The 23,221-nt window shown below is 55.6% G+C and carries 18 protein-coding genes; 5 read left to right on the top strand and 13 right to left on the bottom strand.

Annotated features, from left to right (window positions below; all coding sequences use genetic code 11):
• Positions 1 to 30: 30 nt before the first annotated feature.
• The 7 genes from J4G78_RS13640 to J4G78_RS13610 all read right to left on the bottom strand — a co-directional run bounded on the left by J4G78_RS13640 (position 31) and on the right by J4G78_RS13610 (position 12,508).
• Positions 31 to 975, bottom strand: a complete 945-nt coding sequence (locus tag J4G78_RS13640) for a hypothetical protein (protein WP_207987077.1) — start codon at positions 973 to 975, stop codon at positions 31 to 33.
• Positions 976 to 1,078: 103 nt separating this feature from the next.
• Positions 1,079 to 2,602, bottom strand: coding sequence for a tryptophan halogenase family protein (locus J4G78_RS13635; RefSeq protein ID WP_207987076.1), 1,524 nt, complete (start codon positions 2,600 to 2,602; stop codon positions 1,079 to 1,081).
• An 18-nt stretch (positions 2,603 to 2,620) separates the two neighbouring features.
• The gene (locus J4G78_RS13630; protein ID WP_243457098.1) at positions 2,621 to 4,675 is read right to left on the bottom strand and encodes a glycoside hydrolase family 97 protein; all 2,055 of its coding nucleotides are present in this window, start codon (positions 4,673 to 4,675) and stop codon (positions 2,621 to 2,623) included.
• Positions 4,676 to 4,677: 2 nt separating this feature from the next.
• Positions 4,678 to 6,288: an alpha-glucosidase gene (locus J4G78_RS13625; RefSeq protein ID WP_207987075.1), complete on the bottom strand. Its 1,611-nt coding sequence runs from the start codon at positions 6,286 to 6,288 to the stop codon at positions 4,678 to 4,680.
• Between the two features lie 25 nt (positions 6,289 to 6,313).
• Positions 6,314 to 8,188 (bottom strand): alpha-amylase family glycosyl hydrolase, encoded by a 1,875-nt coding sequence (locus J4G78_RS13620; RefSeq protein ID WP_207987074.1) that lies wholly within the window; start codon positions 8,186 to 8,188, stop codon positions 6,314 to 6,316.
• A complete protein-coding gene (locus J4G78_RS13615) occupies positions 8,185 to 9,660 on the bottom strand; it encodes a tryptophan halogenase family protein (RefSeq protein ID WP_207987073.1) in 1,476 nt (491 codons plus the stop codon). Before J4G78_RS13615 ends, J4G78_RS13620 begins: the two co-directional genes overlap by 4 nt.
• 148 nt (positions 9,661 to 9,808) lie before the next feature.
• On the bottom strand, positions 9,809 to 12,508 hold the full coding sequence (locus J4G78_RS13610; RefSeq protein WP_207990720.1) for a TonB-dependent receptor: 2,700 nt from the start codon (positions 12,506 to 12,508) through the stop codon (positions 9,809 to 9,811).
• 345 nt (positions 12,509 to 12,853) lie between these two features.
• On the opposite strand from J4G78_RS13610, the gene J4G78_RS13605 reads away from it, so the two are divergent.
• Complete coding sequence (locus J4G78_RS13605) at positions 12,854 to 13,897, top strand: LacI family DNA-binding transcriptional regulator (RefSeq protein WP_207987072.1); 1,044 nt, start codon at positions 12,854 to 12,856, stop codon at positions 13,895 to 13,897.
• Between the two features lie 98 nt (positions 13,898 to 13,995).
• Positions 13,996 to 15,525, top strand: coding sequence for an MFS transporter (locus J4G78_RS13600; RefSeq protein ID WP_207987071.1), 1,530 nt, complete (start codon positions 13,996 to 13,998; stop codon positions 15,523 to 15,525).
• Positions 15,526 to 15,539: 14 nt separating this feature from the next.
• Here the strand turns inward: J4G78_RS13600 and J4G78_RS13595 are convergent, their stop codons facing one another.
• A complete protein-coding gene (locus J4G78_RS13595) occupies positions 15,540 to 16,448 on the bottom strand; it encodes an aldo/keto reductase (RefSeq protein WP_207987070.1) in 909 nt (302 codons plus the stop codon).
• A gap of 418 nt (positions 16,449 to 16,866) precedes the next feature.
• On the opposite strand from J4G78_RS13595, the gene J4G78_RS13590 reads away from it, so the two are divergent.
• Positions 16,867 to 17,463, top strand: coding sequence for a hypothetical protein (locus J4G78_RS13590; RefSeq protein ID WP_207987069.1), 597 nt, complete (start codon positions 16,867 to 16,869; stop codon positions 17,461 to 17,463).
• A gap of 145 nt (positions 17,464 to 17,608) precedes the next feature.
• Here J4G78_RS13590 and dgcA read toward each other — a convergent pair whose 3' ends face one another.
• From dgcA to J4G78_RS13575, 3 genes are all read right to left on the bottom strand, one after another.
• Positions 17,609 to 18,601 carry an N-acetyl-D-Glu racemase DgcA gene (gene dgcA / locus J4G78_RS13585; RefSeq protein ID WP_207987068.1) on the bottom strand — a complete coding sequence of 331 codons (993 nt, stop codon included), beginning with the start codon at positions 18,599 to 18,601 and terminating at the stop codon, positions 17,609 to 17,611.
• A 72-nt stretch (positions 18,602 to 18,673) separates the two neighbouring features.
• Positions 18,674 to 20,074, bottom strand: coding sequence for a putative O-glycosylation ligase, exosortase A system-associated (locus J4G78_RS13580; protein WP_207987067.1), 1,401 nt, complete (start codon positions 20,072 to 20,074; stop codon positions 18,674 to 18,676).
• Positions 20,067 to 20,222: a hypothetical protein gene (locus J4G78_RS13575; RefSeq protein ID WP_207987066.1), complete on the bottom strand. Its 156-nt coding sequence runs from the start codon at positions 20,220 to 20,222 to the stop codon at positions 20,067 to 20,069. The genes J4G78_RS13580 and J4G78_RS13575 overlap by 8 nt, the downstream gene beginning before the upstream one ends.
• A gap of 109 nt (positions 20,223 to 20,331) precedes the next feature.
• On the opposite strand from J4G78_RS13575, the gene J4G78_RS13570 reads away from it, so the two are divergent.
• The gene (locus J4G78_RS13570) at positions 20,332 to 21,564 is read left to right on the top strand and encodes a TIGR04063 family PEP-CTERM/XrtA system glycosyltransferase (protein WP_207987065.1); all 1,233 of its coding nucleotides are present in this window, start codon (positions 20,332 to 20,334) and stop codon (positions 21,562 to 21,564) included.
• A 16-nt stretch (positions 21,565 to 21,580) separates the two neighbouring features.
• Positions 21,581 to 22,609, top strand: a complete 1,029-nt coding sequence (locus J4G78_RS13565) for a hypothetical protein (RefSeq protein WP_207987064.1) — start codon at positions 21,581 to 21,583, stop codon at positions 22,607 to 22,609.
• Between the two features lie 31 nt (positions 22,610 to 22,640).
• On the opposite strand, the gene J4G78_RS13560 is transcribed toward J4G78_RS13565, so the two are convergent.
• Both J4G78_RS13560 and J4G78_RS13555 read right to left on the bottom strand, forming a co-directional pair.
• Complete coding sequence (locus J4G78_RS13560; RefSeq protein ID WP_207987063.1) at positions 22,641 to 22,991, bottom strand: hypothetical protein; 351 nt, start codon at positions 22,989 to 22,991, stop codon at positions 22,641 to 22,643.
• Entirely contained in the window at positions 22,981 to 23,169 is a 189-nt protein-coding gene (locus J4G78_RS13555; RefSeq protein ID WP_207987062.1) for a hypothetical protein, read from the bottom strand. The genes J4G78_RS13560 and J4G78_RS13555 overlap by 11 nt, the downstream gene beginning before the upstream one ends.
• Between the last annotated feature and the right edge of the window lie 52 nt (positions 23,170 to 23,221).

Raw genomic sequence — 23,221 nt, 5'->3', positions numbered from 1 at the left:
GAAAGCAAGCCCGGCCGATGCCCTGAGCGGCTAGTCGTCTTTATTGGCGGTCAGCTCTTTTTCAAACCGATGCAACATGGCCGCGCTCTGCATCGAAGCAGAAACATCAGCCGGGCTATTATAGAGCGAACTCAGCAACACCAGATCCATTTCGCTAACCGAAGCCGGTTGCTTGGCATCCGGATCAGCGTCATCGAACAGCGCCAATATCGAATAAGCCGGCGGCTTACTGGCCGGACTGTTTCTGGTATCGATATAGGACCGCATCGCAGCATAATCTGCAATCTGGACCGTTGTCAGATCAACCAGCGCATCTTTTTCCAGCAATAGAAAGCTATGGGTTATCGCTTTCGCTGTGGTCCGCTTAATCTTCGATTTGACGTTGGAATACATGATCGGCACCTCGGTTTTTGCCGGCCCATCTGAAGGAACAATATCCGTGTCATCCGAATTTTGCAGAGCACCAGTTTCGGCGGACCCGGTTTGAATACGCTTCCAACCAAAGGCCGGGCCGCTGCTTTCGGCAATCCGTGCTTTCTCATAATGCGACAAGCCGCCAAATAGCCGCGACCTTTTTTTGCGCAGCAAAGATACAGCTTCATTGCCGTTGGACACGACCATCACATAGACATTAGGGGTACACTCCTCTGCCGCGACCCTCATATCCGCGGCAAGCGCAACGCCGCGCATGCGGCGTTCCACCTGTTCGACATTCTCTTCCGACAAACCGACAACTTTGGGACAAATCGCTTGAGGAAAGCGGGCATATTGTCCCTCATGCTTTCCGCCTTTTGGCGTGGCGATGGTTGTCTGGATAAAGTCCGCAATCGCCTCTTTGGTCGTTTTATTGCCGGTAACAACGATATCGTCTTCCGCTGAACGCGGATCGGTGAATGTTGCCGCCGCTGGCAAGGGGAGAAGCGCCAGTCCCGAAGCCAAGCCCAAGGCTATATAAATTTTCCGCTTCAATCCCATTGCAAACTCCTTTTCTATGCCAAGGCTTGCATAATATCACAGTCTTGTAAAGAAAACGGGCCGTGAGGGACACTTCGCGACAGAAGATAGTCACTGTTTCGGGTTAATCGAAAACCGACAAAGCTTGCGCATGGTCGTCGAAATTTAACGCGCACCGATCCAAAAAACGCTGAATCTCTGACACATCATGGATCACAATATCATCGCCGGGCGGTGTAATCTTTGCGTCATCCGGAAAAGTGCCATAGCCAGCTAAAAGACTGTGCCAGCTGATGGCGCTATAATATTTGCCGATGCCGAGCCGGGATATTTCGGCAGTCAGGTCGCCCCCGGTATACCAGCTGGTGAGCACGGATTTCAGATCATCTGACAGGTTTTGATTGGCCCGATTGGCGGCCCAATAATCGATCCCAGCGGCATCTTCGCGCCGGTTTACCTTATAGTGACAGACAATATAGTCGCGGATGCCTTCATATCGGGCCGCGATGTCGGCGTTGAAACTATCGCGATGTTCCGGTGTGAAGTCGCCAGCTTCAAACGATCCGATAAATTGTTCGACCGTGGCGATCACGATATGCAGCGCGGTTGCTTCCAGCGGTTCGAGAAAGCCTTGGGAAAGGCCGATGGCAAGCGCGTTATGGGACCAGCTGTTGCGCACCCGGCCGACCCGCATTTTTAGATGCCTTGCTTCACCAGTATCGCCGACGCCCAAATGCTGGCGCAGCTCGCATTCCGCCGCCTCCGCGTCGATATGGGAAGAGGAATAGACATAACCGTTGCCGCTGCGCGTGGTCAGAGGAATGTCCCAAACCCAACCCGCTGATAGCGCCGTCGCCTTGGTCTGGCTGGGCAAGCGTGTCTGATCGGCACGAGTGGTTGGCATGACCACCGCGCTGTCATTAAACAGATTATCCGAAAAAGGCAGAAACGGTTCGTCCAAGGCGCCATTGAATAATATGGCGCGAAAACCGCTGCAATCGAGGAAGAAATTCCCTGCAATGCGCGATCTGTCTTCCGTGATGAGCGCAGCTATATCGCCGTTATCTGCCCGCTCGACATTCTCGACCCTACCCTCAATATGTCTGACGCCCAGATTTTCTGTTGCATGGTCTGCCAGAAAAGCGCCGACTTTATGGGCATCAAAATGATAACCATAAGTTGGTTCAAAAGGGAAATGCTCGGGTGCTATTGGCGCTTTTTCGGTCGCGGCTAGAAGCGCTGGCAGGAAGAAGCGATCAGGGTGCGCGTCAACATCCCGACCGGTCCGCCGGGCCCGGGTGTTATAGAAAAATTTGGCCGCTGTATGATTGTCGATCGGGGCCGGAAAAGGATGAAAATAGCTTTCATAGCCGGGCCGGTTGGACCAGCCATGAAAGCTGATGCCGTTCTTATAAGTGGCATCGCAGGCGGGCATCCACTCGCGTTCCGCTATGCCCAGCCTGTCAAAAAAGGCTTTCAATTGTGGTGTGGAGCCTTCGCCAACACCGATAATACCGATTTCCTTGCTTTCGATCAGCGTGACTGTTGCGCCGCGACCACGCCATTGGTTTGCGAGTAAACAGGCCGCCATCCATCCGGCCGTCCCGCCGCCCAATATGACGAAATCTTTGGCGGCGGGATCGGTCATGTCATTCTATTGCGCGGCTTATCGTGCTGGTGTCAAACGAATGGCAAAGCCACCGCCCGGTGCGATACGCAAGGGTAGTTTATCCTTGGTCGTAACATTGCGGTTTTCCATTTCGATATCGTGACGCGCGGCGGTGCGATAGTCGGCCTTGTCGCCATCGCGCCAGATTGTCGCAACATAGTCCGCGCCTTCTGGCAGGAAGGACATGTCGACGGATATGTCCCGCGCCTCTTCGTCCGTCACGCCGCCGATATACCAGTCTGCGCTTGCCTTATCCTTGCGAGCGATCACCGCATAGTCACCGACTTCACCGGCCAGTGTTCTCGTTTCAGACCAGTCGACCGGGACTTGTTCGAGAAACGCCAGCTCTTTCGGATATTTGGCAAGATTTTCGGGCAGGTCAGCCGCCATTTGAATAGGCGAATAGACCACCACATAAAGCGCCAGTTGCCGTGCCAGTGTCGATTCCAGATCCCGGCCGCCCCGCCCTTTTAGGGAGAATACACCCGGCGTATAATCCATCGGACCCGACAGCATGCGAGTGAATATCATGGTCGGCACATGATCTGGTCCATTGCCGGGTTCTCCCCATGCCTGATATTCCATGCCCCGCGCGCCTTCGCGGCTGACCCAATTGGGATAGGTCCGACGCAGACCGGTATCCTTGATCGGTTCATGGGGATTGACGGCGACTTTATGCTTGGCGGCCGTCTCAACAACCTTCAGATGATGGCGGACCATGGTCTGTCCGTCATGCCATTCAAAGCGTTCTTCGTCTGCGCTATCGCCCGGCGCGATAATCCCGCCGGCATCGGCCACATAGCCCGTCTTTACCGCATCAATACCAAGCCTTTCATAAAGCGCCATCGCATCGTCCAGTTGCGCCTCATAGACTTTGATATTGCCGCCGGTTTCGTGATGGCCGATCAAGCGCACGCCTTTTTTGCGAGCATAGTCAGCAAGCCATTCAATATCGAAATCAGGATAGGTCTCGGTGAAGGAATAATCGCGGCCGTTGCCAAACCAATCGCCATCCCAACCCTTGTTCCAGCCTTCCACCAGCACACCGCGAAAACCATGTTTGGCGGCAAAGTCGATATAGCGTTTGGTATTGGCCGTGGTCGCGCCGTGTTTTTCGCCGGAAGCCCAACTCGCGGTATCGAGGTGCATTTCCCACCAGATGCCGATATATTTGAACGGCTCCACCCAGCTGACATCGCCGAGCTTATTGGGCTCGTTGAGGTTCAGTTCCAGATCACTGTCATATAGTTTCGCTGCATCGTCTGCGATGCGGATGGTGCGCCAAGGCGTGTTAAATGCGCCGGTCCGCGTGACCCGTGCATCACGGCTGGACGGTGCCAACGTCGAACGAAAACGCCGCCCTTCTATCCGCTTCAACCACATGCCCGAATAATCGACCAGCGCGGCTTCGTGAAAAGACAAATGGGTGCCGTCGGCAAGCTTCATTGTGATTGGCGTGTGGGCCGATGAAACACTGTCTATCGAGGTTTCGTGGTAGAGATATTCATAGCGGTTCCAATCGCCCGCCGGCGTCCACCAGGACGTGCCCTCTTGCGCGATTACAAATTCGGTATTTTCATCGGCGATATTCCACGCCTTGCCATCGGCCCGTGCAGGAAACTCATAGCGAAACCCGACGCCGTCATCGAACACCCGAAAGCGGATGGTCATGGGCCGTTTTGTCGTGGCTTTGTCGCCGCCCATGTCATGGACTTTGACGGCCAGTTCATTGTGGCGATCCACGACGGTCGTGCGCTCGCCCCAAGGCAAGTCCCATTGCGTATCAACGGTATTGGTTTCGGCACTATCAAATACCAAGCCCCGCGCCATCGGGATGGCATCGGTAAACTGAAAACCCATTTGGGATGGCGCAATAATCGCCGCACCATCCTTTGCCACGGCATATTGTACGCGGCCTTCGCCATTGATCATCACAGATACAGTGATTTGGCCGTTCGGAGAGGCAATCGAGGCAATATCTTCCGCCAAGGCCGGCGTGGACAAAAACGCTACTATCAGCAGCAACATATGGCGGACGGGGGCTTTGGCCATAGTCATTCTCCTTGATTTGTGGACAGCACGATACCGGAATAGGCGGGCAGATTGATGGATGTGGCTTCATTGACGGCATGGATTTGCGCGCGTTCTTCGGCGCTCCATGTCAGATCAGAGGCGCCCATGTTAAACGCACAGACCAGCTTTTCACCGCCAGCCTCGCGTTCAAAGATCAATAGGTCGCCATCGGCCTGCAGGATGGTCAATCGGCCAGACCGCAGCGCTTCATGGTCCTTGCGCAACTGGATCAGCGCCCGGGTCAGGTTGAGCAGCGATAATGGATCATCATTCTGCTTGTCCACGGCCAGCGCATGATGCTCATCAGCTACCGGCAGCCAAGGCTGGACCTCCGAAAAACCGCCATTGAGCACGCCCGACTGCCATGGCATTGGGGTCCGGGCACCATCACGGCTCAGCGTCAAGGGCCAATTGGCGATTGCCTCAGGATCCTGCAAGTCTTCAAAGGCGATATCCACCTGCGTCAGACCCAGTTCTTCGCCCTGATAGATGATGATCGTGCCGCGCAACGCGACCAACAGCAACATCTTCATCCGGGCAAAAGCATCAGCATATTCCGGAGCGACCCAACGTGAAACGGCGCGCGGGGCATCGTGGTTTTCAAAGGCCCAGCTTGGCCACCCCACGCCCGGAATATCTGGCCACTGCTCGACCGCCTCTCGCACCAGGCGCGGCGTCAAAACATCGGCGTAAAGAAAGTTAAATCCATAAGCGCTGTTGAGATGGGTGTCTCCCGCAGTGAACAATTTCATCTCGCGCTCGGCATCATCACCGCCAACTTCGGCAACGGTAAAACAGCCGTCATATTCATCCGTGAGCGCGCGAATGCGCTCGATAAACACCGGGATATCGGGATGTGATTGATTATAGAGCCGCTGCTGAAAATCGAACGAGCGCGTGCGTTTCTTGTTAGACGGCCGTGCCGGTGGATTGTCGCGCAATGCGGGATCGTGCATCGCAAAATTAAGCGCATCGATGCGAAAACCATCGACGCCGCGGTCCAGCCAGAAGCGGCCGACATCGAGTAACGCCTCCTGCAATTCTAGATTATGCCCATTGAGCTGCGGCTGGCTGGACAGAAAATTGTGCAGATAATATTGCCCGCGCCGCGCATCCCAGGTCCATGCTGGCCCGCCAAAGACGGACTGCCAGTTGGACGGCGGCGAGCCATCGGGCTTCGCATCGGCCCAGACATACCAGTCGGCTTTGGGATTGTCTTTGCTGCTGCGGCTTTCGGCAAACCATGCATGTTGGTCGGACGTGTGCGAATAGACTTGATCAATCGTCACACGCAGGTTCAGTTCATGCGCCCGCTTTATCAGGGCGTCAAAATCCGCCAATGTGCCAAAGATCGGGTCAACATCGCGGTAATCGGCAACATCATAGCCGAAATCCTTCATCGGCGATTTGAAGAATGGCGACAGCCAGATCGCATCGACACCCAGCTCGGCGACATAATCCAGATGCGCCGTAATACCGGCGAGATCACCAATGCCATCGCCATTGCTGTCGGCAAAGCTGCGCGGATAGATTTGATAAATGGTCGCACCCTTCCACCAAGGCGTGGTCGTGTCGGGATCGGTATCAGTCATGTTCTTAAGTTTCTGGAGCACGGGTTTACTTCTTATCCTGGGGAGCGGCTTGGCAGATGGCATAGCCAAGCGGAGGCAGGTTGACGGCAACCGATCCGGGGGCCGAAATGGTGGCGGGGCATTGGCCGGCCAGAGTGGAAAAAACCTCTGAATTCATACCCACTTCGACATTGTGTTTGATCGCTTCGTTGGTCATATTGAGCGCCACAAATACCTCGGTCCCATCGTCGTCTCCGCGGGTGAAGGCGAGCAGCCCAGGCTTCTCGTTGCTGGCCCGCAGCACCGTCCGGCCATAGCGCAATTGCGGCGTCTGTTTCCGTATCGCGCTCAGCTGGGCGATGAGCCGGTAAAGCGGATGCCGATTATCAAAATTCGCCTCGGCGGTGGTGGCATCGGTGCCGACCAAGCGGTTGTCGTTATAGCTGGCGACTTGGCTGGAGAACATATCCTCACGCGCAGCCTGATCGCCGCCATCGCCGACAAAACCTTGTTCGTCGCCCGAATAGATGGTTGGAACCCCGCGCGTCGCCATCAGCAAGACATGCGCCAGCGATATGCGCGCCAGCCGTTCTTCTTCGCTCGCATCGGGATAAGCCTTATCCAGCATATGCGCCATCCGGCCCATGTCATGATTGCCGAGGAAAGTTGGCAATTGGCGCGCGGTGGCCTCGCCGCCTGCGTAAAGCACATCGCCGTCAATCAGCTTGCCAAAAAGATGGGTTCCCGCCTTGCCCGTCAACATATCGTGCGCCGCGACCTGAAACGCGAAATCGAGAACAGTTGGCAACTCATCGCGCTTTGTGAATTGCGCGAGAAAACCGGGATCGACTTCATGCGCATAGACTTCGCCAAAGATATGAAAATTGTCTATGCCTTTGGCTTTCGCGCGTTCGAGCATGGCAGGGGTGAAGCGTGTCCAGAATTCCGGGTTCACATGTTTGGCGGTATCGATGCGAAAGCCATCAATGCCATATTTGTCGATCCAGTCGCCGAATATTGCGATAATCCCTTCCACCACGCGCGGGTTTTCCGTCATCAGGTCATCGAGGCCGACAAAATCACCATAGCGCGATGATTCCCCTTCAAAGGTCGTATCACCGCGATTGTGATACCAGATCGGATCATTGAGCCACGCGGGAACCTTGATATTTTCTTCGCCTGCAGGCGTTACCGGTGTGTAAGCATAGGTCGGATCAGTCAGCTTCGCGAAATTTTCCGCTGTCATCACCGTGTCACCGGCAAAGCCCTCATTAATAGCCGTGCCATCGACGCCGCCTTTTCGGTGATAGGGATAATCGGCCTTGCTGCGATAAACGCATTCCTTCTGGCCTTCACATTCCTTGGGATACAGGACATCCGCCGTGTGATTGGCAATAATGTCCATATAGACTTTCATGCCGCGTGCATGGGCGGCGTCAACAAAAGCGCGAAATTCGTCATTGGACCCGAAATGCGGGTCCACCTGGGTAAAGTCGGTGACCCAATAGCCATGATAGCCAGCGCTCTGGTTTCCGGATGGACCTTGCACCGGCTTGTTTTTAAAAATCGGTGCAAACCAGATGGCGGTGATACCAAGCCCTTGAATATAATCGAGTTTCTCGGTCAGCCCTTTCAGATCGCCGCCATGATAAAAGCCCTTATGGGTTGGATCATAGCCGGATTTCAGGCGCCCGCCTGCTATGCTGGCGGTGTCATTCTGTGGATCACCATTTTCAAACCGGTCTGGCAGCACGAAATAGATGATTTCATCTTCAGGCAGCCGCGTTCTGACATCGTTTAACGCAACAGCTGCCTTACCCGTGCCATAGACCGGCGCATCTTGCGCTTGCGCTTGGCCGCAGCCGCTTAGAAGCGAAGCCGACAATACCAGACTAGAGAGCAAAGAAATTTTCTTTATCATGCTAAGATCCTGTTGGTTGGGGAGGATATTTGTGCGGCGGCGCAGTGCTGCGCAATATAGTCGCCGTGATCCGGCATACGCGACGCGACGGCCGTGGCATGCTGCCCGGCGAGCTTCAGAAACTCACTCAAATCCTTCTCGCTAAGTTGATCGGCAAGCGGATGATAGCCATCGGGCATGATCCCCTGCCCGATCAAAACCTGCAGCCAGCCCGCTTCGGTGAACAATTCTTCATGTTCACGCACGATCCGGCCGTTGGCTTCGAAAAGGGCGATTTTATGGGCCAGGCTATCGGGGATTTCGGCGTCGCGGACGGCCTGCCAGAACGGTTCGTTCCGGCCATTGGCGTGGTAATGCAGGATAAGGAAATCGCGAATGCGTTCCCATTCAAAGTCTGTCTGACAGTTATATTCGGCGATATCCGCCTCAGCGATATGCGCACCGGGAAGCAGTTGCAGCAGCCGCGCGATAGCGGATTGGATGAGGTGGATGCTGGTCGATTCCAGCGGCTCCATAAAGCCTGCGGACAGGCCAAGCGCCACACAGTTTTTCACCCATGCGCGCTTGCGTTTGCCAGTCGTGAATTGCAGCTGGCGGGGATCATCCAACGCGGCTCCGTCCAGATTATCGAGCAGGATTGATGCGGCCTCGTCATCCGAAATATGGGCGCTGCTATAGACATGTCCGTTGCCGGTGCGGTGCTGCAGCGGAATACGCCATTGCCACCCAGCCTTGCGTGCGGATGCCTTGGTGTAGGGCGTCAGCGGCTGGCTTGCTTCGCAGGGCACAGCTACCGCACGGTCGCATGGCAACCAATGGCGCCAGTCATCATAGCCAGCGTTCAACGCCCCTTCGATCAGCAGACCGCGAAAACCGGAACAATCGATAAAAAAATCGCCTGCGATCGCCTGCCCGGATTCCAGATGCAGCGATTGGATCACTCCACTTTCGGGATGTTGCGCAACCTCCGCGATGGTTCCCTCGATACGCTTAACACCGTTCGTTTCAGCATATTGCCGAAGGAACTTGGCATAGAGTCCCGCGTCAAAATGATAGGCATAAGCAACACCGCTCGGAAGCTGGCCGGGCCGTTCTTCGACACGCGCAAAGCGGTTCTCGTTAGCAGCCACAGCGCAAGGACTGGCGGACCATAAGTCATTGTTTTGACTGCCTTTCAGCGCGCGCAGCCAATAGTGGTGATAACCAACAAGTCCGAGCTGCCGGCCGATATTGCCAAAGGCATGAATATAGTGCTGATCGTCTCCATTCCATCCATCAAACTGGATGCCGAGTTTGAAACTGCCCTGGGTCGCGGCAACAAAGGCATTTTCGTCAATGCCAAGACCGTGATTGAACAGGCGGATCTGGGGAATGGTCGCTTCGCCGACACCGACTGTCCCAATCGCATCGGATTCGATCAATGTGATATTGGCCTGTTTTCCAAGGAAGCGGCTGAGCGCTGCCGCTGCCATCCAGCCAGCGGTCCCCCGCCGGCAATGACAAAATTCTGCATTGCCGCCTCCCTCATCCAGTTGTTACACCGCTATGCCAACTGCCGGATCCATTCACAACGCCCCTTCAAGCTTAGGACATCGTCAACAGATCCGGCTTTCGACACTATCAGAATTTAAATGACGCTCCGATCAGGAATCGGCGGCCATAAATCTGATAATCGATCACTTTCAAACGGGTGCCGTCACCATCAATGGATGCAAAGCGCTCGTCGGTCAGGTTTTGACCCTGCAGATAAAGGGACAGACCTTCCAAGGCGCTGCCCTCCTGAAAGTCATAGCCGATTTGCGCATCGACAATAGTTTCCGGCAAGGCGAGTCGCCGGATCAAATTGCCACCGAAACCACTGAAATCTGCGAGGAACCGTGACCGATAACGGGCGCTGACACGGGAGTTAAAGCCCCATTTTTCAAAGAATAATGTGCCGTTGGCCGTCCATTTGGAATAGCCGGGAATAGGATCAATATCACCATTGGCATCTACTACCTTGCTTTCGGTATAGCCAACACCGCCGGTCACACCAAAGCCGTCCAGAGCCTCGGTAATATTGTTGAAGGGCAGTGTGATTGCGAGTTCGCCGCCGTAAAAATCACCGCCGCCCGTGTTAACCGCTCGCTCCAGCAAGCCAATAGGCGTATCAATTGGCAGGCCTTGCGGAAGCGGCAGGCCAGTAAAATCAAAGGGCTGTTTTGCCGGATCAATATAGCTGACGATATCCTTGTAGAACAGCTGCAAAGAAATAACCGCCGACTGGCCAAAATATTTTTCAAAGTTCAGGTCAATCGCATTCGCACGATAGGGCCGTAGAAACGGGTTGCCACCTTTACCGTCGAGGAAAACGCCACTGGGATCGGTTTCATTGCGGCCATATTCCAGTGATACTTTCATATCATCAATCTGTGGCCGCTGAATCTCGCGTGCGGCAGCAAAGCGGATGATGAAATCACTGTCGAAACGCAACGATAAATTGAGGCTAGGAAGGACATCCCAGTAGCTGTCACCCAGCGTACGGTCAGAACGCACACCGTCAGCAAAAGTGGGGCCACTGGAAGACTGATCGGTATTGATTGCTTGCACCCCGAAATTGCCGGTCAGGGTTGCGTTACTGAATTCCTGCTCGATATCCGCTTGCAGATACATGGTCATGATATCTTCGCTGACAGTAAAAGCTTTGGCGAAAACATCCGGCACATTATTGGGCTCGAGTATCAAGACGCCATCGTCAATTAACTGGCGCGCGTCATAGCTGACAACCGGACCAAGGCCGAGATAGTCCAGATTGGTCGGGCGCAGCAGCGCGTCCTGGGGAATGGCTGTCTGTAAAGCGCCACCAGCAAGACGCACTAGGGACTCGTCCGGCGTCAGGCTTTTGTCGCGATCTGTATAGTTAAGACCAAATTTAACGGCCTTGATAAACCCGCCATCAAATTCTTTTTCAACACCAACGCGATATTGCTTGAGTTCGTCTTCAACGATCCGGTTGTTATAATAGCCGGCCTGCGGCACCACACCGCCGCCCCAACCCAACGGATCGGTCAGGAAAATCGCGCTGGAGTCGCTGTAATCCAGCGACGGATCAAAGACTGTGCCGCTGGAGCCGGACTGGAACCCGATGGTCGCCGAAGCACCGTTGCCGGTATCATCGCCGTTAAAACCGGTTCCCGAATAGCTCTCAATGCTCAGTTCGTTGCGATCGGTTTTGGAATAGCCGATATCAATAAAGGCTTTCCATCCATCATCGCCTTCATAGGTGGCATTATAGCCGAAGGAATAGAGATCAGCTTTGCGCTGAAAAATATCATTGCGAATGACCCCGCGGACGTTTTCAAATGTACCTGCCGTGGCAAATCCGTCCGAAACCGTCGCCGTACTGGGATCGCCCGTCGTGCCAAATCCGGCACCAAAGGCGAGAGGCAATTCAATACCGCGCTTCGACTGGTCGTCGTTAAAGTTCGAATAGAAACCATCGAACGTCATCATGACGGTATCGGATGGTTTATACTGCAACGTACCGTTGATACCGAAACGCTTCAATTCCGTAGAGGTCACAAATGATTTCGAACCGCCGATAACGAATGGCTCCGCTGCTGATCCATCGCCTGCATAGCCCCAGGCGTTAAATTCCTGAAGCTGATAAGGCTCGTCAACATAGGCCGCGGCGATCGCGATACCGATGGTATCATCGGCAAACTGGTCGACATAAGTGCCGTTGACGCGGTAGCCATATTTTGACGATCCGGCGTTCAGGGCGCCAAGATCAGCATATGTCCCGCGCGCACCAACCGCGATGACCCGCTCGCGATATTCCAGCGGGCGGATCGTGCGAACATCAATCGTGCCAGCCAGGCCTTGTCCGACCAAAGATGCATTGGGGGATTTATAAACAACGACCTGGCTGACCACTTCGGAGGGATATTGGTCAAATTCAACCGCGCGATTGTCACCGGTGGAAGTTTGCTCGCGGCCATTAAGCAATGTTTGCGAGAAATCCGGGCCCAGACCGCGAACGGCGATCACATTGGCGCGGCCATTAAGCCGCTGCGATGTCAGGCCAGGTAAGCGGGCAATGGACTCACCGATAGATGCGTCAGGCAGCTTGCCGATATCTTCAGCCGTGACCGATTCCAAAATCTGGTCGCTCTGCTTTTTCTCGTTAACTGCACTTTCCAGACTGGCGCGAAAACCGGTGACGACGATAACGCCTTTATCCTCGTCAATCTCAGCCGTGGATTGGTTTTCCTGATCGGCATCCTGGGCAAATGCCGATGTGCTGCCTGCCGCGATTGCCAGCGTCAAACCCAAAGCCATACGGCTCGCCTGAACCAGACAGCGCTGCTTGTTGATTGGTGATCTCTTCATATTCACTCCCCTAATCGGGTGCCCGATTCGTGCCGGAAACACCCATAAATTCAATTTGATATCGTCACGATTTCCGCAAATATCGTGCGTCAAACTCGCTTCCTTATGATCGGAAATTGCGCGCTGCATAGTTCACATACGTATGCACACATCAGGAGGTGGGGTGGGTTGTTACAATTTGGCGACAAAGCTTTTTCGCGCCGATATTTGCAATATAGAGAGAATGTCCTAAGCTATTTCAGGACAAAAAAGACCATGCCGGCAACCGCCTCGGCATGTCGGGAGAGACAGCGCATGGGTAGCGTGCCATCACGCAAACCGACATCGTTCGACATAGCCTATCTGGCCGGCGTGTCGCAGCCAACTGTCTCGCGCGCGCTCCGCAACAGTCCGTCGGTCAGCCCCGCGACACGCGAAAAAATTCAGCAAATTGCAAAAGAGCTTAACTACAAGGTTGACAAAAACGCGTCTTCCCTGCGGTCCCAGCAAAGCAATACGCTGGCGCTGCTATTCTTTGAAGATCCTACGCCCGATGACAGCCATATCAACCCCTTTTTCCTCTCGATGCTGGGATCAATCACCCGGCAATGTGCCCGGAAGGGTTATGATCTTTTGATTTCGTTCCAACAGCTTTCCGGCGATTGGCACACGGATTATCAGGATAGCCACCGCGCAGACGGTATCATCTTGCTCGGCTATGGCGACTATGAAGATTATCGCGACCGGCTCACCCATCTGGTGGAACAAGGGACACATTTCGTGCGCTGGGGCCTTGCCGGAACCGACGAGCCGGGATTGACACTGGGGTCCGACAATCGCGGCGGCGGTAAAAAGGCAGTCCAGCATTTGTTGGAAAATGGCTGCCGGAATATCGCATTTATCGGCACCGCATCCAGCCATGCGCCCGAATTTGAAGCCCGCTGGCTGGGATATTGTGACGCATTGACCGAAGCGGGAATTGCCGTTGATCCGGCCTTGCAGCGAGACGGGATTAGCAGCGAGGAAAGCGGCACCGAAGCTGTGCAATCCATGCTCGCCAGCGGCCAGAAATTTGACGCGATCTTTGCGGCATCCGACCTCATCGCCATAGGCGCGATGCGCGCGGTGCAGGATGCGGGCCTGAAAATCCCGGATGATGTCGCGGTGGTCGGCTTTGACGATATTCCCGCATCCAGCATGACCGCGCCGCCGCTAACCACCGTGACCCAGGATTTGAAGGCGGCGGGCGAAGCGCTCGTGACCGCGCTATTGCAACAAATTAGCGGGGAAAAGGTGGAATCTTTCGCGCTTCCGGTTAATCTCATGATCCGCGATTCCTCGGCCGCTTCGAAAGCATAAAGCATACGTATACAACAGCTGCCGCATTGTATGGCCGCCTACAATTTGCCACCAACGCTTGACGACGCGGCCTTATAACCGCGCTAGGGGAGAGGATTATGGCGGAGAAACCACGGCAGGGCTTTTGGGGCCTATGGAATATCAGCTTCGGCTTTTTCGGCATTCAAATCGGCTTTGCATTGCAAAATGCGAATATGAGCCGGATTTTCCAATCACTGGGCGCAGAGCTCGATAATCTATCGGTCCTGTGGATCGCCGCTCCGCTAACCGGATTGCTGGTGCAACCGATTGTCGGCTATTTTAGCGACAAGACCTGGCTCGGCAAGCTTGGCAGGCGGCGTCCCTATTTTCTGGCGGGCGCAATATTGGCCACTATCGCCCTACTCGTCATGCCGCAATCGACTGTCTTGTGGTTCTCGGTCGCGATGCTCTGGATTCTCGACGCCTCAATCAACATTTCGATGGAACCGTTTCGCGCCTTTGTCGGGGATATGCTCCGAAAGGACCAGCATAGCGCGGGCTATGCCGTGCAAACCGCTTTTATCGGCGCGGGTGCGGTTGTCGGGTCGATCTTCCCATGGGTGCTGGAACAACTCAGTGTTTCCAACGTGGCCCCGGATGGCGGGATCCCTGATACCGTACGCTATGCCTTCTGGTTCGGGGGGATCATGTTCCTGCTATCGGTATTGTGGACGGTGTTCCTGACCGAAGAATATAGTCCAGAGGAAATGGCTGCCTTTGATGGCGTCGCCAGCGAAGAAGAGGCAGGCCACACCATCCGCGCGCTAGCCGCAAAAAGCTTCACTTCCAGCTTTGTCTGGATCGGGGCGGGCATTGCCGTGATGCTCGCAGTGGCGCAATTCAGTCTCGAAAAAGAAGTCTATCTGCTCGGCGCCCTGCTCGCGGGCTATGGCGCCGCCAGCATCGGGGGGATCATGCTCGCCCGTGGCGGCAGTTCCAACAATATGCTCAGCAGCATCGTCGGTGATTTCTCTGGCATGCCGGATTTGATGAAGCGACTGGCAGTCGTTCAGTTCTTCAGCTGGTCTGCGCTGTTCATCATGTGGATCAACACCACGCCGGTGGTCGCCCAATATGTGTTCAATTCGGCAGACCCGCAAAGCGCCGGCTATCAGGAAGCGGGCAATTGGGTGGGCGTGCTCTTCACGGTCTATAACGGCGTTGCGGCCTTGGCAGCGCTGTCCCTGCTCCCCTGGCTTGCCGGCAAGTTTGGCAAGGCCAAAACCCATATCATCTGCCTGCTTTGCGGGGCCGCGGGCTATGCAAGCTTTTTCATCTTGCGCGACAAAAGCTTGTTGCTGATCAGCGAAATTGGCATCGGCATCGCCTGGGCATCGATATTGGCCATGCCTTATGCGATATTGGCCTCTAGCCTGCCGCAACGAAAGCTTGGTATCTATATGGGACTGTTCAATATTTTCATCGTTGTGCCGCAATTATTGGTGGCCACGGTCATGGGCTCGATCATGAAAGCGTTTTTCCCGACCGAGCCGATCTGGACCATGGCTTTTGCCGCATCAGTGTTGGTGATAGCCGCGCTGGCAATGCTCCGCGTCGATGCTGTCCTGCCGAAAGAGTCCGCGCTCAAGGCGAAGACCGCAAGTTAACGAACGCGGCTTAATCAAGGCAGCGGCACGCCTCTTGCGGCGACCAGCACTGCATACCAGTCCTGCCTGTTCCACTGCACCGTCATCGCATCCATGGCGTCGGCGACCCGGTCAGCCCGCTGCGATCCGATAATCGGAATCGGGCGCGATGGATGCGCCATGATCCAACTATAAGCCGTTGCTGCCCGGCTGATGCCAAATGTTTCGGCAATCCGGTCCAGTTCCTTGGCGACAGCTTGGGCGCGGTCATCATCCGGTGACGCAATCCGCCCGCCCGCAAGCGGTGACCAAGCCAGCGGGGTCATATCCATCACCATCGCCTGATCCAGCTCGCCATTTTCCATCGGGTCGATGCGCAGAGCCGAAATTTCCGGCTGTGTGCTGACAATGGGCTGATCGAGAAAATGGTTCAGTGCGGCAATCTGGCTTTGGGTAAAATTGGATACGCCAACGCATTGGATCTTCCCGGACTGGACCGCTTTCTCCAGTGCGCGCGCCGTTTCCTGTGGATGCGCCAAAATATCGGGCCGGTGAATTTGCCAAAGCGCAATCGTGTCGAGAGCCAGCCGTGATAATGTCGCATCAATCGCTGTCTCCAGATAGGCGGCGCTGCTGTCATAGGGTAGCGGCAACATGATACCGCCCTTACTCGCCACGATCATCCGGTCGCGCAGGCCCTTGTCCTTGGACAGGACTTCGCCAAATAACGACTCGGCATCGCCAAAACCGTCAGTCCCGTTAAATCCATAAATATCGGCGGTATCAAAAAGCGTAATCCCGCAATCCAGCACCGCATGAACCAAGCGCGCCGCCTCTGCAACATCCCGCCCCGCAAAGCGCCACATGCCCCACGCCATGGATGTTACTTCAATACCGGATTGCCCAAGCTGGCGCGTAGGAGAAATGTTTGGAAGATCACTCATGTCATAGGTTCTTTGCTTCGGGATAATGGAATCGCGACATATGATTATGCCAACATCCCGCAGCCATAACGCCCGGCGATCACAATTCAAACCCAAGAAAAGCGATGTCCGATTTGGCGTAAACCAGACAATATATGTTTCCCGCTTGGTTTCAATCACGTTTGGACCGATCGGGAAGCCATTATGAAAGTGATAGCTTGCGTCGCGGTCCTCGGGCAAGATTTCAAGATAATCCTGAGGGGCGCTGCATATTGCAGCATAGAGTTTTAGACGAATCGCATGGTTGGCGGCATAAAAACGATCTTGCATCTCTTCAGAGCGGTTAGTCGCAAACAGGTCTTCGGGCCATTTCCGGCTTTCCTACAATGTACCATATGGGTTATATGTGGTGTCATCTATTACCATAAAGGAAAGCGCCATGACCTCATCCCCTCACATCCCCAGCGAACAGGATCTGCCCGAACCCACGTTGCGGCCGCAGCATAATGGCTGGAGCAAGCCCAAGATGCGCAGCTTTCTCGAAGCGCTGGCAGCGTCTGGTTCGGTGACCACCGCAGCCAAGTCGGTCTATATGACCCGCGACAGCGCGTATAAGCTGCGCGCGCGGCTCGCGGGGACGCCGTTTGATCTCGCCTGGGAGGCGGCGCTGGAAAATGCGTTGCGGCAAATTACCCATGAAGCGGTGGACCGCGCCATTAACGGTGTCGCCCAGCCGATATTCTGGAAAGGCGAGCAGATTGGCGAGAAGCGGGTGTTTAACGAGAACCTGACCAAGTTCCTGATCGCCAATCCCTCACGCATTGGGCGCAATCCGATGGCGCGGGAATTTGCGCTGACCAAATGGGACAGCATTCTCGACCGGGTGGAACATGGTCCGCTGGACTGGAACGAAAAGGAACGCGAGGAGGACCCGGAAGGTGCTAAGATAGCGCGCGACTATATCAAACAGCATAGCGAATATGCCGCCGGCTGGATGTGGGAGCTTTCTGAGGACAAACCCCGCAAAACCGGCTGATTGCGGGCTGATCCCTGTCCGATGGCATGCGCATCGCTTTTACCGCCTCTCGCGTATAAAGCGTATAATCCCGGCGCCATCCTGTCGGATCGATCGGCCCGATAACGTGATTGGGGCGGTAATATCACCCCGCCAGATCGCTGCTTCACCCGTTTTCATCACCCAGCATCACCGCACCGCCCGCAAATTGCACGGCGGACCGGCGGTCCTGCGCGAGTAACAGGGGGCCGTCGAGATCGACCCAAGTGGCCCGCTGGGCCAGCGCAAAGGCGGGACGGATGGCGAGCGACGTGGAAAGCATACAGCCCACCATCAGTTTCAGCCCGACTTGCTCTGCGGCATCGGCAATACGGATCGCTTCGGTCAGGCCGCCGGCTTTGTCGAGCTTGATATTCACGGCCTGATAGTAGCGCGCAAGGCCGGGGACATCGGCGCTGGTGTGACAGCTTTCATCGGCGCAAAGCGGAATCGGCGAGCGGACACCGGTAAGCAGGTCATCGCGGCCCGCGCTCACCGGTTGCTCGATCAGCTCGACACCCAGCGGAAACAGCGCAGCGGCTTCGGCGGCTATATCAAGGTTGTTCCAGCTCTCATTGGCATCAACGATCAGGCGGGCATCGGGCGCTCCGCGATGGACAGCGGCGACGCGGCCCCGGTCATCGTCGCCAGACAGTTTGAGCTTGAGCAGACTATGGGCACCTGATGCGGCACGGGCATCGGCTTCCATCTTGGCGGGATCGCCCAGGGAGATGGTGAAGGCGGTGGTCAGCGGCTTTGGCTCGGGTAAAAAGGCATGCTGCCACAAAGCCTGACCATGCTGCCGACATTCAAGATCCCATAGCGCACAATCCAGTGCATTGCGCGCCGCGCCGCGCGGCATCTGGTCCAGCAGAGTCAGGCGGTCGAAACCGTCATGGCTGTCCGCAAAGGCGGTGATCGCGGCAGCGCAGCTTTCAGCGCTTTCTCCTTCATAATAGATCGGTGTGGCCTCCCCCCTGCCGATATGGGTGCCATCGCTGACCGTACACAAGACGACATCGACATGCGTCTTGGCACCGCGGCTGATGATGAAAGACCCGTTGACCGGCCAGCGTTCGGTGGTGGTGGTGACGGAAAGAGGCTCGGCGGACAATGTCATGTGGTAACCGTAGCGGACGGCGCGCGCCTGTCACATGCTTTATAAGCCCTCTGCTTTATAGAAGACGGCGCATCAGGAAGCCGCCTGCGACCATCCACCGCTACCGCTCGGCAGCGGCTTGCCAATCGGGCGCGCTTTTGCTTCCTGCGCCCGGCGGCTCAAATAGGTATCAAGACCGATTTGCAGGGCAACCAGCATATAGACAAAGGGCTGGAACGCGACCCCGACGAACAGCGAGCCGGCCATATAGATGATATGGGCATTGGACAGCGCGGTGGCCAGCGGTGCAATCCACAGCTCGCTGTCCTTCTCGCTCTTGCGATAACGCCGCCGCAGCACCTCCATGCGCCAGATACCGCCGAGATGAATGAACAACCACAGAGACAGGCCCGGATAGCCCTGCTCGCCAAGCATCTCGAAATAGCTGCTGTGGAAGGCGCGGCCTTCGTCAACCACTTCGATCGGGCCATCATCCTCCAGCGCGTAATCATAATCTTGCTCTAGCTGGTCATCATTCCTGTCCGGGGCCAGTTCATAACGCAGCTTGTTGAGCCGGTAGACGTTAAACCCGCCGCCCATCGGATTGGCATTGGCATAGGCGATCGTCCATTCCCACACCGCGATACGGGTCGAGGCGGACTCATCGGCCTTGTAATTCTGGATCGTACCCATGCGTTCCGAGAAGCTCTGCGGCAGGAACGGGATCGCCATCAGGCCGACCGTGACCGCAAGACCGGCATAGAGGAAGCGATATTTGACAAAGCGCAGCTGCAGCACGGCCAGCACGGCGATACATACCAAACCAGTCCGCGCCTGCGTTCCGATGGGGATCAGCAGCGCGGCGAAGATCAGCGCCATTGTGAAATATTTCACCCGCCAGTCAGGAGGAAAAATCGTGCCATGTTTCGACAGCCACAGCATCAAGGGGATGATCGCAATCGCCACCATCGAGATAATCGAGCCTTCATATAATCCGGCATTATCATCGATCAGAAGGACCAGCGCGCCATAACCGCCACCGGAACCCAGCGTCTTGATCCCGCCAGTGATAATCAGCGTCGCGGCGCACAGCACCATGAACAGGGTCAGCGCCTCAATCCGTAATTTGGTGCGCAAGGTCAGCGGCAGGAAAATCGCGAACACCAGCGCCTTCCACACCCAGTCCCATTTCTCCATCGCGTCCTCTGGCAGGGCGCCGGTAAAGGTGGTCAAACCGCAATAAAGCAGGAGCAGGGCCATCGCCCCCTGCCGCACCGAAAAGCGGCTGTCTTTCTTGTCATCTGCAACCAGATACCCAAGAAACGCCATGCCGAACACTATAAGCGAAAGCGGCACCGAGTTGAGCAGAAAATAGCTCAGCCGCTGCGGCGCGACAATGTCGATATAAGTGTAGATCAGGGTGAAGCTAAAAGGGCGTTTAAACGCCAGAAAGAGGAGCGCCAAAAGATACGCGACAAAGACCAGATCACGCATCAGGTTTGCTCTCGGGAGCAAAAAAGCCTCGCGGCTCAGCATCCGGTTCGGGCGGATCTTCGATGTCAAGATCAGGACGGTGAATCAGCCGCCAGACCGCAATCAACAGCAGACCATGAGTCAAAGCGATGGAAAAATTGTCGATCATTCGGGTTTTCGCGGCCTTAGCTCTCGCTCCAGATTCATGGCAATATGGATGCGCGATACCGGATTTGGGTTGACGGGACGTTAATCCTTTTCATGCAGAAACAGGTGCGATGACGCGGATTTTGCACATATTGGATCACAGCCTGCCGCTACACAGCGGCTATTGCTTTCGCACACGGGCGATCATGAAGGCGCAAATCGCCAGTGGTCTACATGTCGCGGGCGTAACCGGCGTCCGTCAGAATCAGCATGGATTTGAAGCCACTGCGCCGCTGGAACAGGCCGATGGGTTGGATTTTTATAGAACGCTAAGCGACGTTGGCGGGCCATCACCTGTGCGGGAATGGCGCGAGATATCGGTCTTTGCTGACCGAATCGGCGAAGTTGTGGAGGAATGGCGGCCCGATATTTTGCATGCCCATTCGCCGGCCCTTAATGGGCTGGCGGCTTTGCGGGTTGCACAAAAAACAGGACTACCGCTGCTCTATGAGATTCGCGCTTTCTGGGAAGATGCAGCGGTCGGCAACGGAACCGGACGCGAGGGCAGCCCACGCTATTGGTTGACCCGGCAGCTTGAAAACCATGTGGTCAACGGAGCGGACGCCGTCGCTGTCATTTGCGAAGGTCTGAAGTCCGATCTGGTGGCGCGCGGCGTGGCGAAAGAGAAAATAACCGTATCGCCTAATGGGGTCGACATGCGCCTGTTTGGCAAACCGCCTGCGCCGGATGAGGCTCTGCGAACCCAATTGGGCCTGACGAACAAGTCGGTGCTCGGCTTTATTGGCAGCTTCTACGACTATGAGGGGCTTGATGATCTGATTGCGGCGATGCCGTTATTGCGGGACCTGGGCCCTGACACGCATTTGTTGCTGGTCGGCGGTGGACCCATGGAAAAGACGTTGAAACAGCAAGTCGCCGCCTCGCCTGCATCGCCCGCAATCACCTTTACCGGCCGCGTGGCGCATGAGGACGTTGAGCGTTATTATGGTTTGATGGATGTGATGGTCTATCCGCGCAAATCAATGCGGCTGACCGAATTGGTCACGCCCCTCAAACCGCTTGAAGCCATGGCGCAGGGCCGGATGGTGGCGGCATCCGATATTGGCGGCCATCGCGAGCTGATCGAAGACGGTGTCACCGGCACCTTGTTTCCGGCTGGATCACCGGAAAAAATCGCTCAAAAACTGGGCGAATTACTGAAAAATCGCGACCAATGGCCGCAAACAATTGAAACAGCGAGGAATTTTGTGGAGGCGGATCGTAACTGGTCGTCAAACATTTTGCGTTACAAACCTGTTTACCAAAGGTTGATCGCACATAAATCCTATCGCCGAGCAGCCTGAGATGGTGGAGAATGAAGTGGAATTGACACAGCAGAATCTGACGGCTCATAAGATATCGGTGATGGCGGTCGCCGCGGGCGTCGGCGCCGCGCTGGTGATCGTCACGATGCCGCACGTCTATCTGGAGTCCGTCATTGGCGCGAGCGGATTATCAGAAATTCTTCCCGCTGCCGCACCGCCGCTTGGCAATACTGCACGCGGCCTGATCGCCATCATGGCCGGGTTGGTATCGGCATCCGCCATATATTTTTTTCTAAATCGCAAAGGGAGCTCTGACATGGGCGTCGCACTTCGAGAACAAATTAACGCCGCTAATCCGGTTGAACTGGAGTCAGAAGAAACGGCCAGTGCCAAGAAAAGCCGGTTTGCATTACCCAAATTTGATGCCAAATCGCTGACCAAATTTCTCAAGAAGCCGAAAAAGGACAAGGCCAGAGTCATGGACCTTGCCGATCTGCCGCAGTTGCGGAAACTGGACGACGAAGAAGAGGCCGCACGGCCATCGATTTTTAGCGTCGCAGAAGCAAACAGCACTATGCCCGAAACCATTCAACCGTTTGAGGAAGAGGCTGCCGGGGAACCAATGGCCGTGGAAGAAGCGGCGCAAGATATCACCCCAGAGCCAGCTGAGAGCGTTGCAGATGATGAGCAGCCTGCCGAACCGGCACCGATGGAACCTGAAACAGTTTCGGTGCCAGCCCCCGATATTCCAGCGCCAAAAATTACAGTACCCGCCGAAGATTTGTCCGATCTAAACATCGCACAATTGGCCGAGCGCCTGGAAGCAGGTCTGAGCCGTTTGAAACAGTTGGAAGGTATCGGCACCGGAACGACGGACATCGCTTCGAAACCGGCAACGGCCGCTTCGCAGCACAGCGAAGCACCTGCGAACGATCAGGTTCGCGAAGCACCGGCATTTGCACCCACCCCGCTCAGAGAAGTGGGACAACCAGCAGCTTCGGCGTTAGACGAGCGCCAGGCGGATATGGACGTGGCCCTGAAGGCGGCGTTGGGAACTTTGGAGAAAATGACGGCGCAACGCTAAACGCAAAGCGGTAGGCAGGAATAATATACTATTATGCCACCGGATCATCGATCGCCAATATTTCTATAGTGACCGTCTGATCCGCGTCATCATCGGGTCGCTCGCTCACCAGATCCGCAACAAAATGACCGTGCAGATCGTAGGAGTGGCCGAGCAACCGGGCGCAACAAGATTGCGAGATGGCGGGGCTCCCCCTCCATAACGGCGCAATAGCAAAGCGGCAGCGTACGCCGGAAAATGTGATGCTTGCCCATGGCCGCTCCCGCAGCAGGCGGACCTGATAATCCAGTCCCACCAGCGCCTGCATTTGTTCGGCCAACTGGTCCGTAACGTTCTTCGGCTTTTTTACCCATAGCGTGGGAACATCTGATTTAAGAGGCATGATCATTCCGCCATTTGTTCATGAAATGTTCCGCACGTTGGGAAATTTTTTTACCCGGTTGGCGTCCGTTGCGCAGATCTTCGACAAAGCGCGGATCATGCACGGAAAGCCGACCAAATTTGGTCCAGGGCATCTCTGTTTCCGCCATGAACTTCTCTATTTCACGTAATAAATACATGGGCTGTTCTCCTTTCGAGTGCGCCTATCTCTGCGCCGATGCGACGCAGCCG

It is taken from the genome of Parasphingorhabdus cellanae, assembly GCF_017498565.1.
Classification (GTDB): Bacteria; Pseudomonadota; Alphaproteobacteria; order Sphingomonadales; family Sphingomonadaceae; genus Parasphingorhabdus; species Parasphingorhabdus cellanae.
This window is presented reverse-complemented; position numbering and strand designations above follow the sequence as displayed.

Bases quoted from the DNA above. Each gene is read 5' to 3' on its own strand.
- J4G78_RS13640 (WP_207987077.1), bottom strand. From the start codon at position 975: ATGGGATTGAAGCGGAAAATTTATATAGCCTTGGGCTTGGCTTCGGGA.
- J4G78_RS13630 (WP_243457098.1), bottom strand. From the start codon at position 4,675: ATGGCCAAAGCCCCCGTCCGCCATATGTTGCTGCTGATAGTAGCGTTT.
- J4G78_RS13575 (WP_207987066.1), bottom strand. From the start codon at position 20,222: ATGATCGACAATTTTTCCATCGCTTTGACTCATGGTCTGCTGTTGATT.
- J4G78_RS13555 (WP_207987062.1), bottom strand. From the start codon at position 23,169: ATGTATTTATTACGTGAAATAGAGAAGTTCATGGCGGAAACAGAGATG.
- dgcA (WP_207987068.1), bottom strand. From the start codon at position 18,601: ATGACATTGTCCGCCGAGCCTCTTTCCGTCACCACCACCACCGAACGC.
- J4G78_RS13570 (WP_207987065.1), top strand. From the start codon at position 20,332: ATGACGCGGATTTTGCACATATTGGATCACAGCCTGCCGCTACACAGC.
- J4G78_RS13625 (WP_207987075.1), bottom strand. From the start codon at position 6,288: ATGACTGATACCGATCCCGACACGACCACGCCTTGGTGGAAGGGTGCG.
- J4G78_RS13595 (WP_207987070.1), bottom strand. From the start codon at position 16,448: ATGAGTGATCTTCCAAACATTTCTCCTACGCGCCAGCTTGGGCAATCC.
- J4G78_RS13620 (WP_207987074.1), bottom strand. From the start codon at position 8,188: ATGATAAAGAAAATTTCTTTGCTCTCTAGTCTGGTATTGTCGGCTTCG.
- J4G78_RS13560 (WP_207987063.1), bottom strand. From the start codon at position 22,991: ATGCCTCTTAAATCAGATGTTCCCACGCTATGGGTAAAAAAGCCGAAG.
- J4G78_RS13590 (WP_207987069.1), top strand. From the start codon at position 16,867: ATGACCTCATCCCCTCACATCCCCAGCGAACAGGATCTGCCCGAACCC.
- J4G78_RS13580 (WP_207987067.1), bottom strand. From the start codon at position 20,074: ATGCGTGATCTGGTCTTTGTCGCGTATCTTTTGGCGCTCCTCTTTCTG.
- J4G78_RS13600 (WP_207987071.1), top strand. From the start codon at position 13,996: ATGGCGGAGAAACCACGGCAGGGCTTTTGGGGCCTATGGAATATCAGC.
- J4G78_RS13615 (WP_207987073.1), bottom strand. From the start codon at position 9,660: ATGGCAGCGGCAGCGCTCAGCCGCTTCCTTGGAAAACAGGCCAATATC.
- J4G78_RS13610 (WP_207990720.1), bottom strand. From the start codon at position 12,508: ATGGCTTTGGGTTTGACGCTGGCAATCGCGGCAGGCAGCACATCGGCA.
- J4G78_RS13635 (WP_207987076.1), bottom strand. From the start codon at position 2,602: ATGACCGATCCCGCCGCCAAAGATTTCGTCATATTGGGCGGCGGGACG.
- J4G78_RS13605 (WP_207987072.1), top strand. From the start codon at position 12,854: ATGGGTAGCGTGCCATCACGCAAACCGACATCGTTCGACATAGCCTAT.